This window comes from Litchfieldia stipae (assembly GCF_014837155.1).
Taxonomy (GTDB): domain Bacteria; phylum Bacillota; class Bacilli; order Bacillales; family Bacillaceae_L; genus Litchfieldia.
The window spans coordinates 17,068-31,190 of record NZ_JACYHA010000008.1; the positions used below are offsets into that span (position 1 = coordinate 17,068).

11 protein-coding genes are annotated in these 14,123 nt (G+C 36.2%); 1 reads left to right on the forward strand and 10 read right to left on the reverse strand.

What is annotated here, in order from left to right; all coding sequences use genetic code 11:
- Nucleotides 1-69 precede the first annotated feature (69 nt).
- The 9 genes from F7888_RS11140 to F7888_RS11180 form a co-directional block, all read right to left on the reverse strand.
- Nucleotides 70-2,442: a glycoside hydrolase family 31 protein gene (locus F7888_RS11140; protein WP_191779473.1), complete on the reverse strand. Its 2,373-nt coding sequence runs from the start codon at nt 2,440-2,442 to the stop codon at nt 70-72.
- Nucleotides 2,443-2,520: 78 nt separating this feature from the next.
- On the reverse strand, nt 2,521-3,360 hold the full coding sequence (locus F7888_RS11145; protein ID WP_191779475.1) for a sugar ABC transporter permease: 840 nt from the start codon (nt 3,358-3,360) through the stop codon (nt 2,521-2,523).
- Nucleotides 3,357-4,763: a sugar ABC transporter permease gene (locus F7888_RS11150; protein ID WP_412095996.1), complete on the reverse strand. Its 1,407-nt coding sequence runs from the start codon at nt 4,761-4,763 to the stop codon at nt 3,357-3,359. The genes F7888_RS11145 and F7888_RS11150 overlap by 4 nt, the downstream gene beginning before the upstream one ends.
- A gap of 64 nt (nt 4,764-4,827) precedes the next feature.
- On the reverse strand, nt 4,828-6,153 hold the full coding sequence (locus F7888_RS11155) for a sugar ABC transporter substrate-binding protein (RefSeq protein WP_191779477.1): 1,326 nt from the start codon (nt 6,151-6,153) through the stop codon (nt 4,828-4,830).
- A 430-nt stretch (nt 6,154-6,583) separates the two neighbouring features.
- Nucleotides 6,584-8,584, reverse strand: a complete 2,001-nt coding sequence (locus tag F7888_RS11160; protein ID WP_191779480.1) for a TRAP transporter permease — start codon at nt 8,582-8,584, stop codon at nt 6,584-6,586.
- On the reverse strand, nt 8,578-9,015 hold the full coding sequence (locus F7888_RS11165) for a DUF1850 domain-containing protein (RefSeq protein WP_225228749.1): 438 nt from the start codon (nt 9,013-9,015) through the stop codon (nt 8,578-8,580). Before F7888_RS11165 ends, F7888_RS11160 begins: the two co-directional genes overlap by 7 nt.
- Nucleotides 9,016-9,040: 25 nt before the next feature.
- Nucleotides 9,041-10,009 (reverse strand): TAXI family TRAP transporter solute-binding subunit, encoded by a 969-nt coding sequence (locus F7888_RS11170; protein WP_191779718.1) that lies wholly within the window; start codon nt 10,007-10,009, stop codon nt 9,041-9,043.
- A gap of 214 nt (nt 10,010-10,223) precedes the next feature.
- On the reverse strand, nt 10,224-10,370 hold the full coding sequence (locus tag F7888_RS11175) for a hypothetical protein (RefSeq protein WP_191779483.1): 147 nt from the start codon (nt 10,368-10,370) through the stop codon (nt 10,224-10,226).
- Between the two features lie 84 nt (nt 10,371-10,454).
- Nucleotides 10,455-11,849, reverse strand: a complete 1,395-nt coding sequence (locus F7888_RS11180; RefSeq protein ID WP_191779485.1) for a protoporphyrinogen oxidase — start codon at nt 11,847-11,849, stop codon at nt 10,455-10,457.
- 213 nt (nt 11,850-12,062) lie between these two features.
- Here F7888_RS11180 and F7888_RS11185 point away from each other — a divergent pair, with 213 nt between their 5' ends.
- Entirely contained in the window at nt 12,063-13,304 is a 1,242-nt protein-coding gene (locus tag F7888_RS11185; protein WP_191779487.1) for an ATP-binding protein, read from the forward strand.
- A gap of 39 nt (nt 13,305-13,343) precedes the next feature.
- On the opposite strand, the gene truA is transcribed toward F7888_RS11185, so the two are convergent.
- Nucleotides 13,344-14,081 (reverse strand): tRNA pseudouridine(38-40) synthase TruA, encoded by a 738-nt coding sequence (gene truA / locus F7888_RS11190; RefSeq protein WP_191779489.1) that lies wholly within the window; start codon nt 14,079-14,081, stop codon nt 13,344-13,346.
- Nucleotides 14,082-14,123 lie beyond the last annotated feature (42 nt).

A 14,123-nucleotide genomic window follows, 5' to 3' on the forward strand; every position in this document is an offset into this window, starting at 1 on the left:
TCCCTCTATAGGGCTATGATTATAAAAATGAGCGAAATCTTACGTTAGATTCCGCTAATTTTTTTGTTTCTATAAATCTAGCTTAATAATTAAAGTACGTTCTTCAGTGTCCACTAGGTATTCTGAGGTTGCTAATTCACCATTAATGAAGATTTGCTTATCTTTCTCTACGTCATGAATAACTAGAGTCCACTCTTTCCATTCTGGTTGATAGTTCCCTTGATTCTTAACCTCAAATTCAAGTCGATCCTCGTTAAATTCGCAGCGGATACTCTTCTCTAAGTATTCACCCTGTTCATATGAGAATGTTTTTCCATCATCCTCATATAAGACATAACTTGCTTGACCTGATGAAGAAGGGTAGACATGTATTTGTAGATTCTCTTCCGCCTTTTCAGTTGATTGTTTTACTGAACCATGTGCTAGAATTGATCCTTCTTTAACGAAGATTGGCAGTGTATTGATATCAGCTTCAACTAGGATGTGCTGACTTCCTGCTATTCTTTCACTTGTCCAGTAATTGATCCAGTTGCCTTCTGGAAGATAGACAACTCGATGGAAGGTTGAAGGTGCTGTAATTGGAGCAACAATGACATTACTTCCAATCAGGAATTGATCTGATAAATTAACTGTATGCTGATCATCTGGATACTCCATTAATAATGGACGCATCACTGGCACACCTGTTTTACTTGCTTCATTAAACAAAGTATAGAGATGTGGTAACCAAACATATCGAAGCTGAATATACTTTTTCACAGTCGATTCAATCTCTTCACCAAAGGACCATGGCTCTTGACGAACAGTGTTAATCGCACTATGGTTTCTGAAGTAAGGAGTGAATGTGCCAAATTGTGTCCAACGAGCAAGTAATTCACCAGTTGTATCATGTGCAAATCCGCCTACATCTGGACCAGTTAAAGGGACTCCGGAGATTCCAAGGTTCATACACATTGGTATCGCCATCTGCAAGTGCTCCCAGAAGCTTCTGTTATCACCAGTCCATACCGCGCCATAGCGCTGTATCCCTGCATAACCAGCCCTTGTTAATAAAAATGGGCGATTGCCATTCAAAAGATTTTTCATTCCATTATAGGTTGCTTCTCCCATATAGAATCCATAAACATTGTGCATTTCACGATGTGTTTTTAACGTTCCATCCTGGTTATGCATCACCTTAACATCCATTGTTTTCGTTTCATTAAAGACGGCTGGCTCATTCATATCATTCCAGATTCCTTCAATCCCTAAATCCGTATAAAACTTATGCTTTTGGCCCCACCATTCTCTTACTTCACTATTCATAAAATCAGGAAACGCACTGTTCCCTGGCCAAACATCGCCATGATAGATTTTGCCATCGATATATTTACAGAATCGATCCTCATTGATTCCTTCTTGATAAATCGGATATTCTGGATCCTCTTTCACGCCTGGATCGACAATTGGGACAACATGAATACCAGCTTCCTTTAAATCCTTCATTAATTTCTCTGGATTAGGGAAACGATCACGATCAAATGTAAATACTCGGTAACCATCCATATAATGAATATCTAAATAGATTGCATCCACTGGAATCTCTTTATCTAGGAAATGTTGAACTAGTTCACGTACCTCTGCTTCCGTTTCATAGCTATATCTAGATTGATGATAACCTAATGCCCATTTTGGTGGAATCTGCATTCTACCTGTTAATGTCGTATATTGTGTTAATACATCTTTCGGAGTAGGTCCGGCCATCACATAGTAATCTAGTTCTCCACCTTCGGCTGAAAATGAGTATACATCTGTTTCTGTCTTCATATCAAATACAGATTTAAATGTATTATCAAAGAAAATACCATGTGCTTTACCGCCTCTCACAGTGATAAAGAACGGAATGGACTCATATAATGCGTCAATTTCTGGATTATGTGGTGCATACACATCACTATTCCACATTGTCATTTTTTCGCCGCGCTTATCTAAAAAGCTTGTTTTTTCTCCAAAGCCGTAGAAATGATCGTCCTTTTTCATATCTTTATAGCAAATCACTTCTTTTTTCTCGTTATACCCCATCCCACGTGCTGTTTCTTCTACTAGAAGACGGTTGTTTTCATCATAAACCGCAAGACGGAAAGGGCTACGCGAAATCTTGATTGATAGCTTTGAAGAATTTAGTGTTACTGCTTGTTCTGATTCTATCACCACGACATCGATTTCTTCTGGCTCAGTTACGAGTGCAAAGCTACTTTCCATCGTCGGTGCTGAAAATGGATTCATTACAATTCGAGCAATTTCATCTCGATAAAAGACAATATTGACATACCCTTGTTCACAAACAAACGAATAAGTATTGTTGATTTGTGTAAAGTGCTTCAAGTCTCCGATATCATGATATGGAACCCCATCTATAGACTTTTTATTTCCTGGATGTATTGCAAAGCTTGTATCTTGCATTAGACTTCCTCCTAAACAAAAATCCGATTGAAGAAAAAGAGAGGTTTTTGCTCTCTCTTTCTCACATGACTTATTCTTTTATCCTTTATTGGCTCCAGCCTTTAATCCATCAACTAGTTGATCCTGGAAGATGAAGAAAAGAATTGTGATTGGAACAGCTACTAATACGGCTCCTGCTGCGAATGTTGTAAATTCACTATTTCCACGGCCAGTTACCATTTCAAATAATCCGATAGCTAATGTTTTCTTCTCACCTGAACGAAGGACAAGTCTTGCAAAGATAAAGTCCATCCATGGTCCGATGAAGTTTGTTACTGCAATAAATACTAGAATTGGTTTTGATAGTGGCATCATAATTCTTGCGAAAATCGTCAAATGACTCGCACCATCAATTTTTGCTGCTTCCTCTAGGCTTCTTGGCATTCCATCGAAGTACCCTTTTACTAACCATGCATTAAATGGAATCGATCCACCCGCATAGACTAGAATAAGTCCCCAATGGTTATCTAGTAAATTCAATTGTAGTAATAGGATATAGATTGCAATCATCCCCATAAACCCTGGGAACATCTGTAAGACAAGCATCGCCATTAACCCTTGTTTTCTACCTGGGAAGCGGAATCTTGAAAATGCATAAGCGGCTGTCACAACTAAAAATGTTGAGAAAATCATATTCCAAAATGCAATTTTCAAGGTATTTTTATACCACGTAAGATAGTTTGTTTCTTGGAACAAATAGACATAATGTTTAAATGACAATGAATCAGGGATTAATTTTGTTGAGAACAACGAGTCCCCAGGGTTCATTGAACCAGTGATGATCCACACAACAGGATAAAGTACAAAAATTGTCGTAATAATTAGGATCGTATAGATAATTATGTGATTGATTTTATTTTTCAAGGATAAACCGATCATGACATCATATCCTCCTCTTTAAAGGCTCTCGTTTTTCTAAAGTTATAGATGGAGAAGGTTGCAATAACTATGAATATTAATATCGATACAACAGATGCAACAGCAAATTGACTATTATCAAGAGTTAATTTGTAAATCCAACTGATCAGAATATCTGTTGAACCAGCATATGTGTAATCCATATTTACAGGACCACCTTCAGTCATTAAGTAAATAATGTTAAAGTTATTGAAATTATTAGCTAATGACATGATTGCAAGTGGTGCAGTTGAGAACATAATTAATGGTAGTGTAATCTTCCAGAACTTTTGAACAGAAGAGGCACCATCTACTTCGGCAGCTTCATACACTTCTTTATCAATACTTGTCATAACTCCACTCATAAGGACCATCCAGAAAGGAAATCCAAACCACATATTTACTACAACAAGTGTTAGCTTCGCTAAAGTTGGATCAGATAACCACGGGATTGCAGATTCGATAATCCCTAAGTCCATTAAGTACTTATTAATAGGACCAAATTGACCGTTAAAGATATTACGGAAGATTAGGATCGATACAAACTGTGGAATCGCCCAAGGTAAAATAAAAATACTTCTCCAAAACTTCTTCAGCTTAATTCCTTTTTGATTAATAAGTACAGCAAAGATTAATCCTAAAAAGAATGTTGTAATTGTTGCTAAAACTGCCCAGACAACTGTCCATGTGAATACTCCATAGAACGTTGTGCTCCACGTTTTCATTTGGAATAATTGGATAAAAGTATCAAATCCAACCCAGTCAACTAAATGCTTAGGTGGCAAGTGATTTGGTGCAGAATAGTTTGTAAAAGCAATTAAAATACCAAATAATAATGGCAAAATCGTTAAGAAAGATGTAAAAAGGACAGATGGTGTTAATAGAATATAAGGAAATCCATTTTCCCAAATGTTTTTAAACATTTCTTTTGCGTTATTAGGCTTAATTCCTTTTTCTTCTTTATTCTTTGCGACCTTATATGCATCACGAACATTAATATAGTAGAACCATAGGAATAAAATAAATGAAATTAAGAATAAGATCCCTTCAATCATCAAGAATATTGAGTGGTCACCTTGTACGATCTCAAATCCATTACGCGTTTGGGTTGTTTCTCCAAGAGTTGTAAGTCCCCACATTGCCCATTGGAAAGGTACTGTCCAGAAAATTAGAAGATAAAGTTCTAAAGCTAGGAAAGACAAGCCTTTGACAATTTGTTTGTTATAAATCTGACCAAGACCCATAAATAATAAGGATAATAAGGCAGCGATTTTAGGTTTTGTGAAGAATGTTTTTTTAGAAGATAATTGATTGGGAGATCCCTGCATTTTTTTTTGTTTAGTATTTTGTGAATCAATATTTTTTTCACTTGGTAATGCACTCATGTTTCTCACTCCTCTTTAAAGTGGTGAGCTAATACCTATGAAGGTATTAGCCCACGAATCTTGATTATTTCGTTTGTGTTGCTATTGCGTCTTTAATTTGTTGAACCCCTTTATCAAGAGCTTCTTTTGGATCTGATTCACCATTCCAGATAGCAGTAAATGCTACTTCCATTCCAGCCCATACATGTTGCATTGCAGGGATATTAGGCATAGAAACTGAATGTTGTGCTTGCTCTAAGAATGCAAGATTAAGTTCATCTGCTTTGATTGTTTCATTGTCTAGTAATGCGTTAGACGGTGGTAATTGACCTGTCATTTCATAGCGCTTTAATAACATTTCATCACTTGTAGAGAACTTAGCAAATAATGTAGCAGCTTTTGGATACTCACTATAAGCGTTTACAAATAGCGCTTTAACACCTGAGAAAGTTTGTGGAATTTCTCCATTTTCTAATGTAGGCATTAATTTCACACCAAAGTTTACACCAGCTTCTTGATGTCCTTTTACAGCCCAAGGACCTGATACATAATATAGAAGTTTTCCTTCATTGAAATGTGAACTGATTACATCACCAGTAATGTCTTCTTTTTTAAGTGGTAGAATTTCTTCGCGTAGTTGTACCATTAACTCAGCAGCTTTAAGTCCGCCTTCATTATTTAACCCGATATCTTGTGGATTTGTGTTGTTATCACCGAAGATGTAACCACCGTATCCACCAAGGAATCCGTGAACTAAATAGTAGTTACCTGGCTCAATCATAAATCCATATGAACCTTTATTCTTTTCCATAAATTCTTTTGATTGTTGAATTAATTCTTCCATTGTTTCAGCTGGCTCAAAGCCCATTTCATCTAATAAATCTTGATTATAATAAAGTGCAACTGTTTCAATCGCTAAAGGATATCCAAACATTTTGTACTCACCTTCAGAATTAGCAGATACACCAGTAACTGCTCCATCCATGAAACGCTCTTGCAATTCTTCAGCGTAATAGTTTTCGTAGATTAATCCAGCAGCATCCATATTTCCAACATGGTCATGTGCTCCTGTAAATATATCTCCACCTAGACCAGCAGGTCCGTCAGTTTGAAGCTTACCAGGTGCATCTGTGTGTCCAACTTCTTCAAACGTTACAGGAATGCCATACTCTTCTGTAAATTTCTCAGCAACATATTGTGTCCACTCTGCTTCTTGATCAGCATTACCCCAAACGATTAGTTCAGCGCCTTCTTCTGGCTCAAGTTCAGTAGCTTCTGCTTGACTTTCTGTCTTTTCTTCACCAGTATTTTGCTCTGGTGCAGTATTATCTGTTGAACCACCTGGTTTACCACATGCGGCTAAAACTAAGATTAACATTGCAATTACGAATAAACTTAACCCTTTTTTCATTGAATAGCCCACCTTTTATTTAATATTTTTTATTTAATGCTATTTTGATAAAGAGACTACCAATCTAGCATATGAAACCGAAACCATAAGAATTGATAAAACGTTTAATCACCAGGTATAACCAAATAAGACTAATTGCTACCATATTATACCTTCTATAATTCTATAAGATAAAAATTGTTGGTATAACGTTTAATCATTTAGCCAAAAAAATGAACCTTTGGTGAAAACCTTTACATATCATTTAATTAAAATCCTTCGTTAAAATGACTCTACTAATTAAATTCTCTGTTCAGGTCTTTGCAAACGGTTTCTCTTACATTTTTCATTTTAATTTCATTTACTTTGTTTGTCAACAAAAAAAAATAAACGTTTTAATTAAGAAAATAAACCGACCAAATATCCTCCAATAAATGATCGGTTTTCACTTCTATGCTCCACTATTTATATCTCTTGGTTTATCATTTCCAAACATATTCATTGCTAGAATACTTGCAACTACTAAGACTCCAACTATATCTGTTATTGTTTCAGGGACGATCATCATAAGTGCCCCCACACCTAGAATCAGTCTAAACCATACATTTAATTTTGTTTTAAAATATCCTTCAATGGCTGCACTTAAAGCAACAATTCCAATCACTGCTGTTACTGTGATTAATAGAATATCAAAAATTGGTGCCATCGGAAATACTTTTGTATTAATCGCAGCGTCCGTTACATCAATCATTAGCATAGCAGGATTATAGACAAATAAATATGGAATCAGGATTCCGGCTGCTGACAATCTTAAAGAAGCGAAACCAGTTCTCATTGGATCACCACCAGAGATTCCAGCACCCGCAAAGGCTGCAAGAGCAACAGGTGGTGTAACATTCGCAAAAATTCCGAAGTAAAACACAAACATATGAGCAACAAGAATTGGGATTCCAAACTCTGCTAATGCCGGTGCAGCCATTGTAGCTGTAATGATATATGCTGGAATGGAAGGCAACCCCATACCAAGAATCATCGAAGCAATCATGGTAAAGAATAAGGTAAAGAACAGAGATCCTGCACCTAAGCTTGCAATCGATGAAGTCATCACATTCCCAAAACCTGTTAAACTGACGACCCCTATAATAATCCCTACAACTGCGCAAGCGACCATAACTGATAAGGACTGTCTTGCTCCGCTATCTAAAGCCTCTAGGATATCCTTTATAGACATCCTTGTATTCTTTCTAAATGCTGCAACAACCACTGTTGAGACAATGGTGTAGAATGCCGCATGACCAATTGGAATGTTCTGATATAACAAGATGATTAGAAAGACGATTGGAAGCAACAAATGCCCTTGTTCTTTCATTATGAACTTTAATCTTGGAAGGTCCGCTTTGGGAATGCCTTTTAGATTCTCTTTTCCAGCTCTATAGTGCACCTGCATGATAACCGCTAAAAAATATAAAAGAGCTGGAATGAGTGCAGCTAAGGCAATCGTTCCATAAGATACTCCCGTTGCTTCAGCCATGATGAAGGCACTCGCTCCCATAATCGGAGGCAAAATTTGCCCTCCAACCGATGCACTTGCTTCGACTGCACCAGCGAAATTCTTTGAGTAACCAATCCTTTTCATTAACGGAATAGTAAAAGCACCGGTTCCTACTACATTGGCAACAGCAGCACCATTAATACTTCCCATAAATCCACTTGAGATGACCGCTACTTTTGCTGGTCCACCTTGTTTATGTCCTGCAAGAGCAAGAGCTAGATTATTAAAAAATTGCCCCATCCCTGATTTTGCTAAAAAGGCGCCAAATAAAATAAACAGAAAAATAAAGTTCACTGAGGCTCCAATCGCAGTTGAATATAAGCCTTCTGTTTTAAGATATAATTGCCCAAAAATATCACCTAGATCATATGGTCGTGTCATAAGCTTCCTAGGAATCCAGCTCATGTGGCTTATAAATGGATACGCCAAGAAAATAAGCGCAAGAATAGGCAAAATAATCCCAGTAACCCGTCTAGCTGCTTCTAATACAAGAAGAACGGTCACAATCGCTAAGACGATATCTACTGTGTTAGGAATACCACCACGAGTAGTCATAATGGCGGTGTACTCTACTATAATATATCCTGCGGTTCCTAATGATAAAAGGAATAGTATCCAGTCAAACCATGCAATCCTGCTACGATCTTGATTTTTAGTTGTTGGATAAAGTAAAAAAATCAAACTTAGTCCAGCAGCGACGTGAATGGCTCTTTGTTGTAATGTTGGGATTGGGTTAAATGTGATGTATAAATGAAATAGTGAGTAAACTATTGCAAATGCAGAGATAATGATGACAATTCTCTTATTACTAATTCGTCTAACCTTTGATTCATTATCATATTTTTCTAAAATCTTTTGTTTTTGATCTTCTGTAACGATATCTTTATCCTTTCCTACCATTTCCCATCACCTCTTAATAACTCCCATAACGGAATTTTTTTCACTTCAATGGTTACTGTTTCATAATCATCCACCAATTCATACAACGGTATTGTTGATTTTTCTGTATATAAGGTTGTTTTGACGTTGTTTGAAACAAATAGATGAATGTCCTCCATTTTTTGATTGATCAACATATGCACAAATCCATCATTTGAGGGAATAATCGTTCCATCAGAGGGGGTGCCAGCTCCAAAAGTTTTAAAGCGAGTTTCATTTAAAAAAAGAGAATCGTTCCTCATTTCATATGTTTCATACCATGGCTCCTTTTCAACTGAATGAATCCAGCCAATTTCGAATGTATCATTGTCTAAATAAAAATAACGATCATTATATGAAACTTTTAATTTGGAGACATTAACAAATAGGAGTATAAGAAGCACTATTAACATAGTGCCTCCCATGATGATAAAGCCTTTATTGTTCATCGTAATATTTCTTTGCTCCTGGATGAACTGGTGCAACCATTCCTTGCTGAGCAGCTTCTAATGAAACCTCAGTAGCAGCTTGATGAGAATTCCCTAATTTCTCTAAACTCTCAAAAAATGTCTTTGTTAATTTATAGACATCATCTTCACTTAAATCGCTTTTTACCACAAGTGCATTCATGATTGCAGCTGTTGGAACCGGCTCTTCGTTGCCATATGTTCCTGCTGGAATATCGATTGCGACAAAGTAAGCTTGAGCTTTGGCAATTTCAGCAATATTGTTTGGATCAACTGTGACCATTTTTATATCCAATGTCTTAGACAACTCTAGCACTGATGCATTTGGGAGACCACTTGTTAAGAATGCAGCATCAATTGTTCCTGATTTTAATCCATCTGCTGCTTCTGCGTAGCCTAAGTAATCTACTTGTATATCATCATATGTAATTCCGTGTCCATTTAGAAGATTACGTGCATTTACTTCTACTCCAGAGTTTTGGTCACCTACCGCTACTCTCTTTCCTACTAAATCTTCGATTGTATTAATATCTGAATCAGCAGTCGTAATGATTTGGACGAAGTTCGGATATAGAGTTGCCACTTGTTGAACTTGAGTGACAGACTCACTAAAGCTTCCTTCCCCGTTCACAGCTTCAGTCAACACATCACTCATCACGAAAGCCATTTCCGCTTTACCTTCTTTGATCAAGTTAATATTTTCAACAGATGCTCCAGTTGCTTGAGGTTTTGAATTTACTCCGTACACTTCTGAATACTCATTCGCAAGAGTTGTGCCGATAATATTATATGGACCTGAGGAACCTCCAGTTGCAATTGTCACAATGTTTGTAGATAAGCCATCCCCAGCTTCACTACCAGTACTTTCATTTCCCCCACACCCTGCAAGCACTAACCCACTAAATAAAACGCTTACAAACAGCTTTTTATAATTCTTCATCTTCACATACCTCTCCCCCTTGTCCTTGATTCATTCACATTTTAGCAAAATATGGTTAAAATATCAACGAATTGTTATTTTATTCTGATAATTAGACAAAAGTCTACAAAGATTGCAGAATTCGATGCTATGAATCGTGACTGAACCAAAAAGGAGTTATGTATTTTTTTATTGTCAGTAGACAATAAAAAAATACATAACTCCTATACATTCATTATTCCGTACGATTCTTAAACGCTTCTTTTGTCACTAAGTACTCTTCTTCCTCAGGAACATGTTTTGACTCTTTCATTTCACTGCCTTTTGGTAGAACACCTGGATGACCTTTTTTCTTACGTTCAAAGCTTTTTCCACGTGACATAATGGAACCTCCTTCATATTGTACAAACTCAGTATTTTCAAATCTAGCTGCACTTATGCATTCAGAAGATCGCTCCAAAACGATTTAACGTTGACTCAGTCGATCAACAATTTCTTTTGCGGTTTCCTTTCCATTTTGAATACAAGCCCCAATACCAACTCCATAATAGGAGCAGCCAGCAAGTATGATATTTGGATAAGCGACAGATATCTTCTGATTAAGTGATTCAATGGCCTGACTGTGATTCAAGCTATAATTGGGCATTAATTGATTCCAGTTAGTCACTTCAACAGCAGAAGGCTTCGCTTGGATTCCAATACTCTTTTCAATATCACTTAAAGCAACATTCACCAGTCCTTCTTCATCCATTTCCATGAGTTTAGGATAGACTGGATTTGTACTTTTATAGAATAGACGAACCAGTAAGTTTCGGTTTTTTGAGGTATGAGCCCACTTTCTACTTGTCCATGTACTTGCATTACAAAGAACATCACCGTTCCCTGAGACAATAAACCCTGTCCCATCAGCAGGCAGCTGTTCATCAGGAAGATCGAATCCAAGATAAATACTAATTAATGACGAGTTACTTAGCTTTTTGAAATCTTGCTCTAACTTCCCTGTCTTTAATAGTTCCTGTGCTACTTGATGAGGAGTTGCTAAAACAATGTAATCAGCTTGCATCGTTACACCATTTGACAAAGACAATTCGTACGAATTATTCGTCTGGATAATGTTTTTCGTTTCAATCCCTTTTAGGATAGAAGCATCAGATAACTTAGATTCAAGTGCGTTAATAACAGTGGATAATCCGTCATGGAAAGAGACAAATTTTTTCTCCGACACAGCTTGGAATTTCTCCTTATTCTGAGATAATCCTTCAATAATGCTCCCATATTGATTTTTATAATCTAATAGGTAAGGTAACGTTGATGCAAGAGTTAGTTCACTTAATTTCCCAGAATATACCCCAGATAATACAGGGCTAATTTGCTTTTCCACTAATTCTTTCCCTAAGAAGTATTCAAGAAATTCACCCACTGAGCTTTCTTTGGTAAAATGTGTGTTTTCTGTACTGAAATCCTTTAATGCATCTAATTTGCCTTCTTCAGAGATCAATGTGCTGCTAAACAAAGACTCTTTACTTGTTGGAATCCCAAACACTGTATCTTTTGGAATCGGGTGAAGCTCATGGTCTGTATAGATATAAGAAATCCCAGTAGCATTATATGTAACTTGATCCTCAATCTCTAAATCCTTTATTAATGGTAGGACACTTTCATGCCTAACAACGATGGAGTCAGCCCCTGTTTCCATAATGAAATCGTGCTGTTTCACAGAATGTATTTTTCCACCCAAATATTCATTTTTTTCGACAAGCACTAATTCTATATCTAGATTCTCTTTCTTTTTTAATTGTTGTAAATAATATAGTGTGGATAAACCAGTAATCCCTCCACCTACAACAACTACTTTCTTCATGCTTTTTACCTCCTTCAACTCTCAATACACAAGCATGTTTATTACAATCACCTGCCTTCACTATAACTAATATAGAATTTAATTTCCATTTTAACTTTATTTCGGTATAAGATCGTTATTAATAATGAAAACTTTGTTTAACGTTGTTATTTATATCTGCTAAAATAAAGGAGTATTGAACTGATTATAGCAGCCTGGAAGGAAGTTACCTTTGTGTTTGAGACATTACTATTGAATTTCTTATTTTTACTGATTCCAGTATTAATATTTCTTATATTTTTCGAAAATCGCTCGCATTCGTATAATAAAGCTTTGCTCATTATTCTTTCTGCTGTGGCCATGGTCTTATGCCTTGCAACACCAATTAAAATGAACCTTGGATTTCAGTTTGACCTACGATACATCCCCTTTATCATCGTAGCTCTATACGGGGGGTATAAAGGAGTATTTCCTCTATATATCGTCTTAAACTTGTATCGATTTTATATAGGAGGTGAAGGAACATTTAATTCCTTCGTTACTTCCACAGCTGTTTTTCTGTTGGTTCCATTGTTAACAAAGAAATTTCATAAATATAACTCTAAAAAACGGATTATCTGTGCAGTCAGTGTCACACTTATTAATATGATTACATACATAGTCTTACTTAGTACATATTTCAAAACATTGACGAGTGAATTTTGGTATTTAGCATTACATGCATTAATAACTCATGTAGTAATGATTTTTATTATCATGCTATTAATTGAACAAATCATTGCCAATTATAAAAACCGGGAACGATTCTTACAATCAGAACGTTTAAATGTGGTCAGTGAATTATCTGCAAGTGTCTCTCACGAAATAAGGAATCCACTTACAGTCACTAGCGGATTCCTACAATTATTAAATAAGTCAACAACCATTTCTCCTGAAGAGAAGAGATATGTTGAGTTATCACTCCAGGAATTAAAGCGAGCTGAACAAATTGTAAGTGATTATCTTTCTTTTGCTAAACCACAATCTGAAAACATGGTGTACTCTAATTTCTTAACAGAAACTGAATATACAAAGAACTTGATTATTCCTTATGCGACCATGTACCAAGTGGATGTTACCTTTAATTTCAAGAATTCATTAAATACAACATATGACAGAAACCAAATACAGCAGTGCTTAATTAACCTTTATAAAAATGGAATTGAAGCGATGAAGGAGCATCACGGCGGAACTTTATCCATCGATATTGGAGAACAGAAACAACATATCATCATAAAAATCAGCGACACTGGTGTAGGTATGACAAAAGAAGAAATTACACGTTTAGGAAAACCGTACTTCTCAACAAAAGAAGAAGGCACGGGTCTAGGGATGCTGATGGTTTACAGCAGCATCAATAAAGTGAGAGGTACAATCGATGTAGAAAGCGAAAAAGGCAAAGGGACAACCTTTATTATCTCTATTCCTTCCACATAAAGAAAAGTTCGACAAGTGATTTGCACCTGTCGAACTTTTTTAAAACTCTACTTTTTCCAAATAAAGTCCTTCTGCATCGGCCATTCTCCCTGTTTGAACGCGCTCTTTTGACTCGATAACACTTGGAATTCGATCAGGATTCATCTCTCCAAGTCCAACTTCAATTAACGTCCCAACAATCTTTCTTACCATATTATAGAGGAACCCATCACCACGTACTCGTATGTTAATAAATCCATCCTCTTGATCGATTTCAATTGAATATATTTCTCGCACCATTGATTTTTTCTTCGATTTCGCATTGGAGTAACTAGTAAAATCATGTTTTCCAATAAAATAGTTGCTTGCTGATCTCATTTTATCAAGATTTAATTCCTCAACAATGTGCATACTATACTTTCTCATAAAAGGATGACTATATCCTTTATTCCAAATCTTATATAAATACGTTTTATCCTTAGCATTATAACGTGCATGAAAACGATCTGGCACAAGCCTAACATCAACTATACAAATATCGTTAGGTAAATAATGATTTAAATAGTTCATAACCTCAACTTCAGTGAATGTCTTACTCGTTTTGAAATTAGCTATTTGATCGAATGCATGTACACCTGCATCAGTTCTACTACAGCCAATGATTTCAACCTTTTCTCCTACTAGCTCTGTTAGGACATTTTCTATTTTCCCTTGAATCGATTGATCACCAGTTCCTTGCCGCTGCCATCCTTTGTACCTTCCACCGTCATATTGAATGTTCAATTTATAATTATTCATATTTACTCCCTTAGCTATCTCATATTTACCAACTTACTTCAT

Excerpts from the sequence above, each read along its gene's own strand:
- F7888_RS11140 (WP_191779473.1), bottom strand. The coding sequence starts at position 2,442 with ATGCAAGATACAAGCTTTGCAATACATCCAGGAAATAAAAAGTCTATA.
- F7888_RS11145 (WP_191779475.1), bottom strand. The coding sequence starts at position 3,360 with ATGATCGGTTTATCCTTGAAAAATAAAATCAATCACATAATTATCTAT.
- F7888_RS11150 (WP_412095996.1), bottom strand. The coding sequence starts at position 4,763 with ATGAGTGCATTACCAAGTGAAAAAAATATTGATTCACAAAATACTAAA.
- F7888_RS11155 (WP_191779477.1), bottom strand. The coding sequence starts at position 6,153 with ATGAAAAAAGGGTTAAGTTTATTCGTAATTGCAATGTTAATCTTAGTT.
- F7888_RS11160 (WP_191779480.1), bottom strand. The coding sequence starts at position 8,584 with ATGGTAGGAAAGGATAAAGATATCGTTACAGAAGATCAAAAACAAAAG.
- F7888_RS11165 (WP_225228749.1), bottom strand. The coding sequence starts at position 9,015 with ATGTTAATAGTGCTTCTTATACTCCTATTTGTTAATGTCTCCAAATTA.
- F7888_RS11170 (WP_191779718.1), bottom strand. The coding sequence starts at position 10,009 with ATGAAGAATTATAAAAAGCTGTTTGTAAGCGTTTTATTTAGTGGGTTA.
- F7888_RS11175 (WP_191779483.1), bottom strand. The coding sequence starts at position 10,370 with ATGTCACGTGGAAAAAGCTTTGAACGTAAGAAAAAAGGTCATCCAGGT.
- F7888_RS11180 (WP_191779485.1), bottom strand. The coding sequence starts at position 11,849 with ATGAAGAAAGTAGTTGTTGTAGGTGGAGGGATTACTGGTTTATCCACA.
- truA (WP_191779489.1), bottom strand. The coding sequence starts at position 14,081 with ATGAATAATTATAAATTGAACATTCAATATGACGGTGGAAGGTACAAA.